The following is a 15,005-nucleotide window of genomic DNA, read 5'->3' as shown; positions in this document are numbered from 1 at the left end:
GGCGCGGCCCCGGGCCGGCCCCCTCAGCGCCCGCCCGGGGCCGCCTCTTCCTCCAGCCAGCGCAGATAGTCGGGGTTCCCGTCCCGCACCTCGAAGACCAGGATGGCAGGCACCGTATAGCTGTGCCAGCCGCGCACGGCCCGGATCAGCTCGGCCACGCGGTCGCGCCGGGTCTTCAGGACGACCACCGCTTCGTGGTCTTCCACCAGCTCCCCCTGCCACCAGTAGAAGGAGTCGATGTGCGGGTAGACGTTGGCACAGGCGGCGAGGCGCTGTTCCACCGCCTGCCGCCCGATTCGCCGGGCCTCGCCGGCGTTGGCGGCGGTCACGTAGACCAGCACGGCCTGGGCCCCGCCCGCCTGGGGGCGGCCCGCGGCCGGTTCGACCCCGGGACCTTCCCCTGCGGGCCCTTCCGTTCCGGGCACCCGCGCGGCCGCGGGCTGCTGGGGGCTGACATCCCGTGCCATGGCGATCCCTCCAGCGCACGTCCCGGCCGGTGTCCGGGCGGGCCCGCCAGGGACACCGCCCGTTTGCGGGCCCTCGGGCCCGGGACGGGCTCAAGTGGCCGGCAGGCTGCGACGGCGGCGCCGGCGTCCCTCCTCCTGGCGCTGGGGCAGGCCGATGGCGAAGTCCTGCTTGTAGATGTCCAGCACCAGGGAGGTCTGGGTGTTGGTGATGCCCTCGATCTGCGACAGTTCCTCCAGCAGGAAGGACGCCATCTCCCGGTTGTCCGAGAAGAAGGCGTACACGATGATGTCATAGATGCCCGTGGTCATGGCCACGTAATGGACCCGGGGCAGCCGGGTGAGCTTCTCCACGATCTCGCGGATCCGGCTCTGGTCCACGTTGAGCCCGATGATGGCCGGCGCGTTGAACCCCACCTCGAAGGGATCCGTCACCGCGGCGATCTTGATGATGCCCTCTTCCAGCAGCCGGTAGAACTTGCGCCGGATGGTCCCCTCGGTGACCCCGATCTGCTCGGCCATGTCCACGAAGGACATGCGCCCGTCCTTCTGCAGGAGCTTGACGATCTCCCGCTCGGTCTTGTCCAGCACCACCATGGTCTGCGCCTCCGTCGACCCGCGCCCGCCGGGAGGGCCGGGGCGGCCCGGGCCTGGGCCGTCCCGGCCCCGCGCCCGTCACCGGAACACGGCGGCCAGGGATTCTTCCAGCACGTCGCACGCCTCGTCGATCTGCTCGGGGGTGATGACCAGCGGCGCCAGCACCCGGATCACGTTCCCGTACAGGCCTGCCCGCGCCGTGATCACGCCCCGCTTGAGGGCCTCGGCGATGATGCGGCCCACCGCCTCGCTGGCGGGTTCTTTGGTCGCCCGGTCGGTGACCAGTTCCATGGCCACCATGGCACCCAGACCCCGCACCTCCCCGATCTGGTCGAACCGGCTCTGCATCGACTCGAACCGTTGCCGGAAGCGGAGGCCCACCTCCTCCGCCCGGGCCAGCAGGTTCTGCTGCTCGAACACGTCAAGCACCGCCAGGGCGGCCGCGCAGGCCACAGGATTGCCCACATAGGTCCCGCCGATGGCGGTGTCGCGGGCGGCGTCCATGATCTCCGCCCGGCCGACGACCCCCGAAAGCACCATGCCGCCGGCAATGGACTTGGCCACCGTCATCAGGTCCGGCTCGATGCCGAAGTGCTCGGTGGCGAACATCCGGCCGGTACGGCCGAAGCCGGTCTGGACCTCGTCGCAGATCAGGACGATGCCGTGCCGCGTGCACAGCTCCCGCACCTTCTGGAGGAAGTTGGCCGGCGGCACGACGAAGCCGCCCTCGCCCTGCACCGGCTCGATGACGATGGCGGCCACGTCCTCGGGCGCCACCGTCACCTCCAGCAGCCGCTCCAGCTGCCGGTACGCCCACAGGCCCACCTCGTCGGGCGACAGGCCCTGGGGTCCGCGGTACGGGTAGGGATAGGGTGCCCGGTAGACCTCGGGGACGAAGGGCCCCAGGCCCGCCTTGTAGGGCTTGACCTTGTGCGTGAGGGTGAGGGCCATCCAGGTGCGGCCGTGAAAGGCGCCTTCAAAGGCGATCACGGCCCGGCGCCCGGTGTAGTGCTTGGCGATCTTGACGGCGTTCTCCACGGCCTCGGCGCCCGAGTTGAAGAAGGCGGCCTTGACGGGGCCGGGGATGGGTACCAGGTCCGCCAGGCGCTGGGCTAGGCGCACATAGGGCTCGTAGGGCACCACGGTGAAGTCGGTGTGGGTGTAGCGCTGCGCCTGGCGGCAGATGGCCTCCACCACCGCCGGCTGGGAGTAGCCCACGTTCATCACGCCGAAACCGCCTGCCAGGTCGATGTAGGTGTTCCCGTCCACATCGGTGATCAGGGCGCCCTCCGCCCGCTCGATGAACACCGGGGCCAGCACCGACTTGGCGTTGGCCACGTACCGCTGCTTCAGCGCCAGGAGCTCCTGCGAGCGCGGGCCGGGAATCTCCGTCCGGCGCACGATGGAACCTGCCACCCCGATCCCCTCCTTGGGCTGGTGAACCGCACATCCTTACAGTGACCCCTGCTGCGATGCCAAGGGCACCCGGGCCATGCGATCGCCGGCCGCGGCACCGGCGCCTGGGCCGTTCTTCCTGCCGGTTCTCGCATGAAGAAAGCGCCACCGCCGCGATGGCGCAAGTAAACCTTTATAGTATTCATGCTTTTCCCGCAAGCCCCTGCCGCGGCCGCCCGGGAGGCCCGCCTTCGGCGCCCGCCCGCGGGGCCGGTGATCCGAACACCCTGAGGCCCACGTCGAACCCGGACGACCAGGTGGACCGAGCATCCTGGGACGGCCCCGGGGGCGACCCGGCCCCGGTGACCTTGGCGGCGGACCGCATCGCTGGCGAATCCCGTTTCTCTCTACACCTAGTAAAAGGAAATTAGCCTATCGACTGGAAGTATCCCGGGAAGCACCCCTACCGGTGAGGAGGACTGCCCTTGCGACCGGTCCATGCCGCCAACCCCAGCAGTGCGCCCGGGCCCGCCGGCTCGCTGTCACCCGGCCCGGCACCCGTGCCGCCACCGGCTTCACCCGCCATCCACGGCCGACCACGCCCTTCGGGGCCGTGCCCGGACAAGGCCACATGGGCCACGGCGATACCGGCAGCCCGGGGAATGGGACCTGCGCCCATCCCCGCGGCTCCTGCCGCAGGGTTTCCCCACGGTCTGGGCATTTCGCCTCAGGACTGGCGGTGGGCCATGGCCCAGGCCCAGATCCGGCGCTGGCGGCCCGGCGAGCTGGTATTCGCGGGAGGCACCGCAGCCCAGGGTATCTTTTGGCTCGCCCGGGGCGCACTACGCCTGGCCACCGATGACGGCGGCGAAGCGCGCCTGGTGGCCGTGGTGACCGCCCCCGCCCTGGCCGGGGATCTCGCCCCCCTCTTCGGCCGCCCGGCCGCCCTGCTGGCCGCCACATCCATCACCGCCTGCCACACCGCCTTCTGGCCGTACCACCGCTTCGCCGCCCTGCTGGCCCAGCGCCCGGGTCTGGCCCTCCTTCTCGCCCAGCAGGGCATGCAGTCCTACCACCAGACCCTGGGCCGGGTCACAGGGTTGCTGTGGCCGTGCGCCCGCCTGCGCATCCTCCACGTGCTGGTCACCCTGGCCCAGGCTTTCCCCGCGCCGGGCGGCGGGGGAAGCCGGCTACCGGCAGCGCTGACCCAGCGGGCCATCGGCCTGGCGGCCAACACCAGCCGGGTCAGCGTGAACCGCGTTCTGGCCGACCTGCGGCGCCAGGGCATTGTCGGTCGCACCCGGCCGCTCCACGTCCGGGACACCGCCCGGCTGGAAGCCCTTTTGCAGGCGGAAGTCCTGGCGGCCGGCGAGGAGGCCGCCGGGTGCTGATCCGGGGGTGATCCGGGGACCGTGACACCGGCACCGCTGCGGGGTGCCGTGGCACCGGCACGGCCGCGCACACCCGGTTCCACCCGCGGGCATGGGCCGGCCCGGGGCGGGCGCTGGCCGCACCCGCCCCGGGCCGTTTCCCTCCGGGCCGCGGACTGGTTCAGCGGCCCCGGCCGGTTCCAGGACCACCTGCGGGGGCCGGCGGCCGGTCCTCAGCCTGCCGTTCCACGCGGGACCACCGGTGCCCCAGCGCCCCTGGTTGAGCCGCGACCGGCCTCTCCTGCCGGATCCTGGCCAGGGTAGGGAACGGGCCTGACCTGGCCTTCCGGCCGGCCATACCGGTCCTGCCGGGCTCCCCGGCCGGCGTGGAGGGCGCCGGGTACATCGGAGCCCGCTCGCGGCCCTGCGGCGTGATCCCGGGAACGGGCTCGGGCGGCTTGCTCCCCCTTGCGGAGGCCGGTAGGGCGCGGTACCGATCCGTGCAGGGCACCAGGTACCGGGGCCCGGCGACGGGCGGGCGGGTGCCGCCGCGCCTGCCGGGGCGGCAAGGTCCAGCGGGAGGGGTGCTCGGCGGCCAGCAGGGCCAGGTCGCGCAAGATGTCGGTGAGGTGGACGGGCGACACGGGCACCCGAGCCTCCGCCAGGCGGCCGAAACTCTGGCGGGCCGCCTGTTCGTCGTTGCGCCCGGGCAGCCGCTGAACGGCAAAGTCCTCGCCGGTCAGCCGGCCCTCGTCCCAGGTCTCCACCCGGCTCTTGATGTAGAAAAAGACGGCCCCATGGGGCGTCCGCTCGCGGCAAAGGATGTACCAGTACCGGCGCTCCACGCCACCGGCGGCCAGGGAGCGGCTGGCTCTTGCCAGCTCGGTGTAGGCGGCCACCTTCCCCCACCGGCCGTGCTGTGGCTGGTCCATCGACTCCATCCCCCATCTCTCCCCCGGCTGCCGGCTGCAACGGCATCCGGCAGCCTGCTCAGGCGTGATGACACCTCCCAGCGTGCACCGGTGCAATTCCTGGGAGGCCCATTATAAAACGGGTCCGGGCCCCACCTGTGTTCAGCACGATACACCGGAAGCGATTTCCGTGGACCCTGGCGCCCATTTTTTGCCCGAGGTAGCCATGACGGCTACCCCATGGTGGACCCGCACCCCGACGGGACGGGTCCGGACGGCGGTGACGGCAATGGGCTATCCTGGAGGGGAGCGGCCTTCCGGCCGCCAGGTATCCCTGCCGGCCTCCGGCGAAGGATGAGCGAGCATGGAACGGAACCACCCTGGCCGTCCCCCGGCCGATCACCTGCTGGCCGCCGTCGACGAGGCCATGCTGGCCCGGCTGGCGCCCGAGCCTGTTCGCATCCGGGCCCTGGACCTGTTTCTGCTGGGCCGGGTGGAACACCGCCTGGTTTCGGGTGTCCGGTTGCTGGGGGAAGTGCGCGGCTCTCGCGGCGTCTACCGGACGGTGGTCCATGTGCTGCGCGGCCCGGAGGGGCCCGATGCGGCAGGCCAGTGCGAGTGCCCGCGCCGGGCCCGGGGCGGCCTGTGCAAGCATGCCGTGGCGCTGCTTTACGCCTGGATCCACGCGCCCGAGACCTTCGCCTCCGTGGACCAGCGGCTGGAGCACCTGGAGGAACGGCCCCGGGGGGAGCTGCTGGAACTGATCCGCCGGCTGGTCGAGGAAGAACCGGCCCTCTTGGCCGAAGTGGACGCGGCGATCCCGGCTCCGGCCCCGCCGCCGGAGGAATCGGCTCCGGCGGGCGGCACGGGCCCGGCGGGTACCACCCCTGGTGCCCAGGGGGATGACGGCTCCGCCTCCCGGCAGGATCCCGTTGCCGCCGGCGGCCGGGAGCCGGACTCCGCCGGGGCGCCGGAACCCGCACCGGACGGCCGGGTGGCCGCGGCACCGGCGGGCTCCCGGCCTGCCGCGCGCCCGTCCGCGTGGCTGCTGGAGCTGGAGCGCCGGGCAGACCCCGACCCGGAGACCCTGCACCGGTGGGCGGATGCCCTGGAGGCCGGATGGGCAGGCACGCAGAGCTCCCCGGCCCCCCTGGCAGGCCCCGGCTCTCCCTCCCGGGCCCTGGCGGCGGCCGCCGTCGACGCCCTGACCCTGACGGTGACGGGGCTTCTCTGGCGCCAGGCCGGCCTGGTGCTGGCGGCCCGGGCCCGAGGCGAGGCGGCGGCCGCCCGCTGGCTCTTCCGCCGGTGGGAGGCAGCCGCGCGCCTGTTGACCCGACTGGAAGCCCTGCCCACCGGCGGCTCACCGGAGGCCCTCGGCCACGGTCCGGGCACCGGCGACCCCGCAGCCGGGTCCGGCACCCCCGGCACCCGCGGCGCCGGCGAACCGGCGACCCGGGACGGGAACGGAAGCCGCGCCCCCCGCCACGTTCCGGGTGCCGCGGGCCGGCCCGGCCACGGCGTCACCCACCCGGCGGGCCAAGGGCTCGCGGCCCAACCGGCGGGCGGTCCCGGCCGGCCGGGACCGCTCCGGTCCCGCGCAGCGGCCTCCGTGGCCGTCACCGCCGCTGCCCTGGGCCCCGAGGCGCTGCTGGCCGGGAGCCGGTTCTTCCGGGAAACGGGGCGGTACGAGGTGGCCCTCAGCCTGGCTCGCCGTGCCCTGGCCCAGGCGGGCGAGCCGGACGTCTTGGCGGCGGCCCGCCAGGCCGTGGCAGAGGTGTGGCTGGACCGGGGGCGTCCCGAGCGGGCGGTACCGTATCTGGCCGCCAACTTCGCCGACCGCCCGTCCCGGGCGGCCCTGGACGCCCTGGAGGCCGCCGCCCGGGCCGCGGGCGAATGGGAGAGGGTGGCCCCAGGGGTAGAGCGCCACCTGGAGCAGAGGGGCGATGCCGCCCTGCGCGCCGAACTGCTGCTCCGCCAAAACGATTGGCGCCGTCTGGCCGCCTGGTTGGAGCAGCCCGACGCCCGCTCGGTCCTCCCCGCCCGGCTGCTGGTGGCCGCGGCCGACCAGCTCCGGCGCCCCGCACCGGAGCTGGCCGCCGTCCTCTACCGGGAAGCCATGGCCCGCCCGGACGCCGGCAACCCGCGGGATCTGGCGGCCCGCTGGCAGGCCCTGCAGCACCGCCTGGGAGGCGGCCACCCCGTGCCGCCCGGGATCTCCTCGGGCGGCGACGGCGGCAGCCCCCAGGAGGACGGGGAACGGTGAAGTCATCCGCCCCCGGCTACGGGTGTCCAAGCGGGCGGCGGGGGCCATCCCCGCAACAGCCGGGCGGCCCGGCCTGCCGGCGCCCGCTCAGGGAGCCGCCGCCCCCGCCACCACCGCCGCCCCCGCAATGACCAGCACGGCCAGGACGGCCAGCCCCAGGAAGGCCAGAACGGGAACGAACAAAACGATGAGCGCGTCGCCGCGGCTGAGGTGCTTGGTGGCCCGCAGGGCCCGGTAGGTGAGGATCAGCGACCAGATGCCCATCGCCAGGGCGCTCACGTCGCGCAGCGCACTCCCGGCGCTGCCCAGCCGCGCCGCCAGCGCCTCCAGGGGGATGCCGATCAGGTTGGGGGGCAGGGAGGCCAGCGCCATGGCGGCCAGCAGGTGGACCCCGCTTCCGCGGCCGCCCGCCAGGTCGGCGACCAGGTGGAGGAACCCGGCTCCCACGAATATCATCACCACGCCCAGGATGGCCACCAGCACCCCCAGGGCCAGGTTCACTCCCGGATTCCGGGCCAGGTCCGGGGGCAGCAGCGGGGATTCCCCGGGCGCCACCGGCAGGGCCAGCTCCCGGACGGCCGCCGTGCCCTGCACCAGGCCGCTGACGGCGGTGATCAGGATCGCCACGGTGAGCAGCATCCCCAGGGGCGGGCGGTCCAGCGCCGCCAGGCGGGCAAAGGTCGCCCGCGGCGTGAAGATCACCCCGAACACCCAGTCCACCAGCCCCGGCCGGTCGCCGGTGCCCAGGGGCTCTGCAACCCCTCCGGGCCCGCTGGGGACCCCCTCCCGGGAGGCCCCCCCGTCCCCGTCGCGCCCGGCCCTCTCCCCGGAATCGGATCCCGCCGGGGAAGGGGCCGGCTGCTGTTCCGTAGCGGGCCGCTGATCGGCACGGGACGGCCCGCCGCCTCCATCGGGCTGCTGGCGGGCGGGCGACGCCCCCGCCTCCTCCTGGAAACCCCGCTCCGTCTCCGCCTGCTCGCCCTGGTTCCTCGGCTGCTCTTCCACTCCGCCCTTCCCCCCTGGTCGCGCCCCGCCGGTGCAGGCCGGGGCGCTCCTCACCCGCTGCGGTTTCCCGGACCGCGGCCCCGAGGTACTAGCGAGGCACCGCCCGGTACAGCTCCCAGCGCACCAGCTCCGGCACCAGGCCGGCGCCCTGGACCAGTCCCGTGCGGCCGCTGGCGGCGAGCCAGCGCAGCAGGTCCTGCAAGGGACTGGAGGGACCGTATTCGATGAGCTCGTAGTCTTCAAGCCCCGCCAGCTGGGCGGCCAGGTCGGCCGCATCCTCGAAGGTGCCCAGCTGGTCCACCAGGCCCTCCGCCTTGGCCTGGCGCCCCGTGAAAACCCGTCCGTCGGCCAGCTCCAGCACCCGCTCCCGGCTCATGCCCCGCCCCCGGGCCACCACGTCGACGAACTGCTGGTAGATGTCGTTGACCAGCCCCTGAAGCAACCGCCGCTCCTCGGCCGTCAGCGGCCGGGTGGCCGAGCCGATGTCCTTGAAGGGCCCGCTCTTGATGGTCTCGACATCGATGCCCAGCTTCTCGTAGAGGTCCTCGTAGTGGGTGACCTCCATGATCACGCCGATGCTGCCGGTCAGGGAGGCCGGGTTGGCGACGATGCGGTCGGCCATGGCGGCGATCCAGTAGCCTCCCGAGGCACCCAGGTCGCCGATGGACACCACCACCGGCTTCCCCGCCTCCCGCAGGCGCTGGACGGCCACGCCGATCTCCTGGGCCGCGGCCGCGCTGCCACCGGGCGTGTTCATCCGGATGACCACGGCCGCTACCGCCGGGTCCTCGCGGGCCTGCTGCAGCTGGCTGACGATGTCGTCGGCCCCCACCACGGCGCCCAGCAGCCCCTCGGCGCTGGCCCCGGCGGCGATGGGCCCGTCGATGGTCACCACGGCGATCTGGCCGGCGGTTCCTGCCCCCAGGCCGTCTCTTCCGCCGGGTACCAGCAGGGCCACCACCGATCCGGCCACCAGCAGGCCGAGGACGAGCACAAAAGCCCACTGCAGGCGCCGGCTGGCCCATGGCTGACGCTGGCTGGTCATGGTTCGCTTCTCCTCGTGGGGGATTCCTCCCGCCGGTCGTCCGGGCCCCGCCGGGTACCCGGTATCCCTGCCGGTTCAGGTTCAGGTTCCGTTCAGCCGCCCCGGTTCCCTGCCGGCGCCCGCGGGGTCAGGACCGGGCCCCTGCCCGGACAGGCCGCAGGCCGGCTCGCTCCGCCGCCGCCCGGACGAAACCGGCAAAGAGGGGGTGGGGACGCGTGGGCCGCGACTTCAGTTCGGGGTGGTACTGGGTACCCACGAACCACGGATGGCCCTGCAACTCGACGACCTCCACCAGATCGCCTTCCGGCCACACGCCGGTGGTGCGCAGGCCCGCGGCATTGAGGCGGTCGCGGTACCGGTTGTTCACCTCGTAGCGGTGGCGGTGCCGCTCGTAGATCAGCTCCTGCCGCCCGTAGAGCTCCCAGGCCAGGGATCCCGGTTCCAGCCGGCAGGGATAGCGCCCCAGCCGCATGGTGCCGCCCAGGTTGGTGACCTGCTTCTGTTCCTCCATGAGGTCGATGACGGGATGGGGCGTGCCGGCGTCGAACTCGGTGCTGTGGGCTTCCTCAAGCCCCAGCACGTGGCGGGCGAACTCGATCACCGCGCACTGCAGCCCCAGGCAGATGCCCAGGTACGGCACCCCGTGTTCCCGGGCATAGCGGGCTGCGGCGATCTTGCCCTCCACGCCGCGGTAGCCGAAGCCCCCGGGAACCAGGATGCCGTGCATGTCCTTGAGAAGGCGCTCGGCGCCCTGTTCCTCCACGGCCTCGCTGTGGATCCAGTGGAGGTCGACCCCCAGCCGGTGGGCGATGCCGCCGTGGCCCAGGGCCTCCGCCACGCTGATGTAGGCGTCGGTCAGGTCCACGTACTTGCCCACCACGGCGATCCGCACCTGGCCGTCGGGATGCTTGATGTGTTCGACCATCTCCCGCCACTGGCGCAGGTCCGGTTCCCGCCGGGGCAGGCCCAGGCGGCGCACCACGATCTCCCCCAGCCCCTCTTCCTCCAGGCGCAGGGGGACCTCGTAGATGGTGTCCACGTCGGGGTTGCTCACCACCGCCGAGGGTTCCACGTCGCAAAAGAGGGCGATCTTCTCCCGCACGTCCCGCGGCAGGGGCCGCTCGCAGCGGCAGACGATGGCGTCGGGCTGGATGCCGATGCTGCGCAGCTCCTTGACGCTGTGCTGGGTCGGCTTGGTCTTCAGCTCTCCGGCGGCACCGATGTAGGGGACCAGGGTCACGTGGATGTACATGACCTCGTCACGGCCGATGTCCCGGCGCAGCTGCCGGATGGCCTCCAGGTAGGGCAGGCCCTCGATGTCGCCCACCGTCCCGCCGATCTCGACGATCACCACGTCGGCCCCGCTGGTCTCGGCCACCGACAGGATGCGGCCCTTGATCTCGTTGGTGATGTGGGGGATCACCTGAACGGTACCGCCCAGGAAGTCCCCGCGCCGCTCCTTTTCGATCACCGCCTGGTAGACCTGCCCGGTGGTGACGGTGTGGGCCCGGGAGACGTTCTCGTCGATGAACCGCTCGTAGTGCCCCAGGTCCAGGTCCGTCTCGGCCCCGTCTTCGGTGACGAACACCTCGCCGTGCTGCAGCGGGCTCATGGTGCCCGCATCCACGTTGATGTACGGGTCGATCTTCTGGATGGCCACCCGCAGGCCGCGGGCCTTGAGCAGGCGGCCCAGCGAGGCGGCGGTGATGCCCTTGCCCAGGGCCGAGACCACGCCTCCGGTGACGAAGATGAACTTGGCCATCGATCCCCCTCCGGATTGCTCGCTGGCCGCCCGGGCGGGCGGGTCCCGCGGCAGGACCCCGGCCCGGGGCGGCCGCCGGCGCCGCCTACATCCGTTCGGGCGCCGTCACCCCCAGGAGCCCCAGGGCGGTCGCCAGCACCTGGCGGGTGGCGTCCACCAGGACCAGCCGGGCCCGGGCCACGGGGTCCTCCTCACCCAGCACGCGGCAGCGGGTGTAGAACTGGTGGAACAGGGTGGCCACGTCCTTCAGGTAATAGGTCAGCCGGTGGGGCTCCCGGGCTTCGGCCGCCGCCGCCACCTCACCCGGCAGATCCAGCAGGCGCCGGGCCAGATCCCGCTCGGCCGGGTCGCCCAGGGGGCTCAGGTCGGCCGACCCGTCAGGACGCAGGCCGGCTTCCGCTTCCGCCTGCCGCAGGATGCCGCAGGCCCGGGCGTGGGCATACTGCACGTAGTAGACCGGGTTTTCGCTGGAGCGCAGGTTGGCCAGGTCCAGGTCGAAGTCCAGGTGGGTGTCGGGCGAGCGCATCAAGAAGAAGTACCGGGCCGCGTCCACATCCACCTCATCCAGGAACTCGGCCATGGTGACCAGCTCGCCGCGCCGCTTGGACATGCGCACCGCCTGGCCGCCCCGCACCAGGTGCACCATCTGGGTCAGGAGCACCTCGAACCAGCCGTCGGGCAGGCCCAGGGCCCGGAGCGCCGCCTGCATCGGCACCACGTGGCCGTGGTGGTCCTGGCCCCAGATGTCGATGGCGCGCTGGAAGCCCCGCTCCCACTTGGTCAGGTGATAGGCGATGTCCACCAGGGTGTAGGTGTACTCGCCGTCCCGCCGCACCAGTACCCGGTCCTTGTCGTCTCCCACCGCGGACGAGCGCAGCCACAAGGCCCCGTCCTGCTCGTACACCATGCCCCGCTGGCGCAGGCGCTCCAGCACCCGCTCGGGGTAGCCGGCCTCCCGCACCCGGGTCTCCGGGTACCACTCGTCGAACTCCACGCCGAACCGCGCCAGCTGGGTGCGCATCTGGGCCACGATGGCCTCGACGGCGAACCGGGCCATGCGCTCCCAGCGCTCTTCCTCGGGCCGGTCCAGGAGGGCCGGGCCCTCGGCGGCCAGAAGGTCCCGGGCGATATCGATCAGGTACTCGCCGGGGTAGCCGCCTTCGGGGATCTCCGCCGGCTGGCCCAGTTCCTGGCGCATGCGGGCCTCCAGGGAGAGGGCCAGCTTGCGGATCTGGTTGCCGGCGTCGTTGAGGTAGAACTCCTTCTCCACCCGGTAGCCCGCGGCTTGGAGCACCCGGGCCAGGGCATCGCCCAGGGCGGCGGCCCGGGCGTTCACCACGCCCAGCGGCCCCGTGGGGTTGGCGCTGACGAACTCCACCTGCACCCGCAGGCCGCCGCCCCGGTCCGTGCGCCCGAAGGCCTCGCCCGCCCGGAGGATGGCCCGCACGCCCTCCCTCCACCAGTCGTCGGCGAGATGGAAGTTGAGGAACCCGGGGCCGGCTGCCTCCACCTTGCGCAACCAGGCGCCGCCCGGCAGGTGGCGCTCCAGGACGGCGGCCACCTCCCGGGGGGCCCGGCGGGCCCGCCCTGCCAGCGCCAGCGCCGCATTGCTGGCGAAGTCCCCGTGGCGGGGATCCCGGGGCACCTCGACCTGCACGCCCCGCCAGGCCTCGGTGCCGGGCGCCGCCTCGCCGGGCAGCTCGCCCGCGGCCACCGCTGCAGCGGCGGCCGACTCCAGGGCCTGGCGCACCTGCTGCCGCGCCGCCGCAACGGGATCCATCGCCATCACTGCGCCACCTCCCCCGTGAAGGCCAGCAGGATTTCCCGGGCAATCTTTGCCGCCACGATTTCCGTCCGCCCGCTGGGGTCCAGGGGCGGCGCCGTCTCGACGATGTCGGCCCCCACCAGCCGCGCTCCGGCCCGGGCCAGCCGGTAGAGGGCCCGCAGCAGGGTCGCGAAGTCGGGCCCGCCGGGCTCGGGGGTGCCGGTTCCCGGCGCCACCGACGGATCCAGCACGTCGATGTCCACCGTCAGGTACAAGGGAACGCCCCGCAGCGGCCCCGCCAGCTGGCCGGCCAGGGCGTCCGCACCCTGCTCCACGTCGTGGTAGAACCGGCCCTGTTCCCGCGCCAGCTGGAACTCTTCCCGCAGCCCCGAACGGGGCCCCAGCTGCCAGAGCCGGCCGGGACCCACCAGGTCCAGCACCCGGCGCATCACCGTGGCGTGGGAGTAGGGCTCGTCCAGGTACCGGTCGCGCAGGTCCGTGTGGGCGTCCAGCTGGACCACCACCAGGTCCGGATAGCGGTCCAGGGCGGCGTTCACCGCCGCCAGGGTGACCAGGTGCTCGCCGCCCAGCAGGAGCACCCGTTTCCCGCCGGCGTAGGGCCGCCGGAGGGCGGCCTCGATCCGGGCCAGGCTCTGGCCCAGATTGCCCAGCGGCAGGGCGATGTCCCCGGCGTCGTGGATCGCCAGCTCCTCCAGGTCCCGGTCCAGATGGGGGCTGTAGGTCTCCAGGGCGTAGGACGCTTCACGGATGCGGGCGGGCCCCCAGCGGGTGCCCGCCCGGTAACTGACGGTGAGCTCCAGGGGCGCGCCGGCCAGCACCCACTGGGCTTCGGGGTAGCCGGCCTCCGCCGCCATGAACCGTCCCGGCCGTTCCCAGAGGCCGGGAGACCAGGGTTCTTCCATGGCCGTGTCCCTCAAGACCCCTTGCCGCCCGGAACCGGTGGGCCACCCGCCGGTGCACCGGCCGGCTCCGGCTCCACCAGCTCGGCAACGAAGGGTGGTAGTGCAAAAGCTGCCCGGTGGACCTCCGGACTGTAGTACCGCGTCTGGAGGCGCGCTTCTTCCCAGGCCCCTTCCCGCGGCCGGCGCGGGTCGGTGCCCCGCGTGCCCACGCTGTAGGTCCAGAAACCGCCGGGGTAGGTGGGCACCACGCCCCAGTACAGGCCGGCCACGGGGAAGACCTGGCGCAGCGAGGACTGCACCTGGCGAATCAGCTCGCGGTTGAAGAAGGGCGACTCCGACTGCTGGACGAAGACGCCCCCGGGCCGCAACGCCCGGAAGACGGCACGGTGAAAGTCCGAGCCGAAGAGGGCCACCGCCGGCCCCACCGGATCGGTGGAGTCGACGATGATCACGTCGTAGGTGTCGGGATGCTCTTCCACGTGGCGGATGCCGTCGGTGAAGAACACCCGGGCGCGGGCGTCGGCGAAGTTGTTCAGCTCGGGCAGGTGGCGGCGCGAGACCTCGACCACCCGCTGGTCGATCTCCGCCATGTGGGCCTCCTCCACCGTGGGGTGGCGCAGGACCTCCCGCAGGACGCCGCCGTCCCCGCCGCCGATCACCAGCACCCGCCGCGGGTGGGGGTGGGCGAACAGGGGCACGTGGGCCATCATCTCGTGATAGGCGAACTCGTCCTTCTCGGTGGTCTGGATCACGTCGTCCAGCACCAGCATGCGGCCGAACTGGACGGTGTCCAGCACCATGATCTCCTGGTAGGGGCTGCGCTCCTGGTGGAGCACCTGCCGCACCCGTACCGAGATCCGGAGGTCGGCCGTCTGGTCTTCGGAGAACCAAACCTGCACTGCGCCCACCCCGCTCTACCGCCGGAACGGCGCCCCTCCGGTGGCGGGTCCGCCGGCCGGCATGCTGAAACCTAATACCAGAGCACCGCCGCAGCCACCACGGCGCCGGGCCGGTCCCCCACCACCATCTCCGCCGCGGCGACCCGCACCTCCCGCAGGGCCATGCCCCGACGCCGGAAGGCCTCTTCCACCATGGCCCGCACGGCCTGCTCGGCTTCCTTCTGGGTACAATGCCCCGAAAATTCCATGATGGTGCCGTAGTCACGGTCGGAGAACCCGACCGCCACCGCCGCGGCGATCCGGTCGCCCTTGACGTCGCTGGCGATGGTTCCGTAGGCCGTGGGGGTCAGGGAACCCGGAGGGATGTCCAGCTTGTCCACCACCTCGCAGTCGGGCGGAAGGATGCTGGACACCTTGATCAGATTGAGGTTGCCGATGCCGGCCGCCAGCAGGGCGTTGTCGAAGGCCGTCAGCTTGTGGTCGCCCTCGCCGCTGCCCGCCACCACAGTGACCTTCTTGGGTGTGGGAAGCAACCCCTTCGCCTCCTTGCCCGGTGCCGGTATGCGGCGCGGGGGCTCGCGGGGCCCTGGCCGCCGCGAAAACACG

General features: G+C 72.9%; 13 protein-coding genes. 2 read left to right on the top strand and 11 right to left on the bottom strand.

Annotated features, from left to right (window positions below):
• Positions 1-23: 23 nt before the first annotated feature.
• From cutA to gabT, 3 genes are all read right to left on the bottom strand, one after another.
• Positions 24-467: a divalent-cation tolerance protein CutA gene (gene cutA, locus ACZ5T9_RS02425; RefSeq protein ID WP_464833711.1), complete on the bottom strand. Its 444-nt coding sequence runs from the start codon at positions 465-467 to the stop codon at positions 24-26.
• A 90-nt stretch (positions 468-557) separates the two neighbouring features.
• Positions 558-1,061 carry an Lrp/AsnC family transcriptional regulator gene (locus ACZ5T9_RS02420; RefSeq protein WP_006902796.1) on the bottom strand — a complete coding sequence of 168 codons (504 nt, stop codon included), beginning with the start codon at positions 1,059-1,061 and terminating at the stop codon, positions 558-560.
• A 78-nt stretch (positions 1,062-1,139) separates the two neighbouring features.
• Positions 1,140-2,477, bottom strand: coding sequence for a 4-aminobutyrate--2-oxoglutarate transaminase (gabT, locus tag ACZ5T9_RS02415; RefSeq protein WP_464833709.1), 1,338 nt, complete (start codon positions 2,475-2,477; stop codon positions 1,140-1,142).
• 725 nt (positions 2,478-3,202) lie between these two features.
• Between gabT and ACZ5T9_RS02410 the strand changes: the two genes are divergently transcribed.
• Positions 3,203-3,847: a Crp/Fnr family transcriptional regulator gene (locus ACZ5T9_RS02410; RefSeq protein ID WP_464833707.1), complete on the top strand. Its 645-nt coding sequence runs from the start codon at positions 3,203-3,205 to the stop codon at positions 3,845-3,847.
• A 212-nt stretch (positions 3,848-4,059) separates the two neighbouring features.
• On the opposite strand, the gene ACZ5T9_RS02405 is transcribed toward ACZ5T9_RS02410, so the two are convergent.
• Positions 4,060-4,767, bottom strand: coding sequence for a hypothetical protein (locus ACZ5T9_RS02405; RefSeq protein ID WP_464833705.1), 708 nt, complete (start codon positions 4,765-4,767; stop codon positions 4,060-4,062).
• A 334-nt stretch (positions 4,768-5,101) separates the two neighbouring features.
• Between ACZ5T9_RS02405 and ACZ5T9_RS02400 the strand changes: the two genes are divergently transcribed.
• The gene (locus tag ACZ5T9_RS02400; RefSeq protein WP_464833703.1) at positions 5,102-7,000 is read left to right on the top strand and encodes an SWIM zinc finger family protein; all 1,899 of its coding nucleotides are present in this window, start codon (positions 5,102-5,104) and stop codon (positions 6,998-7,000) included.
• An 87-nt stretch (positions 7,001-7,087) separates the two neighbouring features.
• Here the strand turns inward: ACZ5T9_RS02400 and ACZ5T9_RS02395 are convergent, their stop codons facing one another.
• From ACZ5T9_RS02395 to ACZ5T9_RS02365, 7 genes are all read right to left on the bottom strand, one after another.
• Positions 7,088-8,005: a Yip1 family protein gene (locus ACZ5T9_RS02395; RefSeq protein ID WP_464833702.1), complete on the bottom strand. Its 918-nt coding sequence runs from the start codon at positions 8,003-8,005 to the stop codon at positions 7,088-7,090.
• 88 nt (positions 8,006-8,093) lie between these two features.
• The gene (gene sppA, locus ACZ5T9_RS02390; RefSeq protein WP_464833701.1) at positions 8,094-9,050 is read right to left on the bottom strand and encodes a signal peptide peptidase SppA; all 957 of its coding nucleotides are present in this window, start codon (positions 9,048-9,050) and stop codon (positions 8,094-8,096) included.
• Positions 9,051-9,177: 127 nt separating this feature from the next.
• Positions 9,178-10,812: a CTP synthase gene (locus ACZ5T9_RS02385; protein WP_464833699.1), complete on the bottom strand. Its 1,635-nt coding sequence runs from the start codon at positions 10,810-10,812 to the stop codon at positions 9,178-9,180.
• Positions 10,813-10,897: 85 nt separating this feature from the next.
• On the bottom strand, positions 10,898-12,598 hold the full coding sequence (argS, locus tag ACZ5T9_RS02380; protein ID WP_464833698.1) for an arginine--tRNA ligase: 1,701 nt from the start codon (positions 12,596-12,598) through the stop codon (positions 10,898-10,900).
• Positions 12,598-13,515 carry an agmatinase gene (gene speB, locus ACZ5T9_RS02375; RefSeq protein WP_464833696.1) on the bottom strand — a complete coding sequence of 306 codons (918 nt, stop codon included), beginning with the start codon at positions 13,513-13,515 and terminating at the stop codon, positions 12,598-12,600. Before speB ends, argS begins: the two co-directional genes overlap by 1 nt.
• Positions 13,512-14,399 (bottom strand): polyamine aminopropyltransferase, encoded by an 888-nt coding sequence (gene speE, locus ACZ5T9_RS02370; RefSeq protein WP_464833695.1) that lies wholly within the window; start codon positions 14,397-14,399, stop codon positions 13,512-13,514. The genes speB and speE overlap by 4 nt, the downstream gene beginning before the upstream one ends.
• Positions 14,400-14,470: 71 nt before the next feature.
• Positions 14,471-14,932, bottom strand: a complete 462-nt coding sequence (locus ACZ5T9_RS02365; RefSeq protein WP_006902785.1) for a pyruvoyl-dependent arginine decarboxylase — start codon at positions 14,930-14,932, stop codon at positions 14,471-14,473.
• Positions 14,933-15,005: the final 73 nt, after the last annotated feature.

It is taken from the genome of Thermaerobacter nagasakiensis (assembly GCF_055396825.1).
Note: the sequence above shows the minus strand (reverse complement) of the source record. Positions and strands in the feature narration are given on the sequence as shown.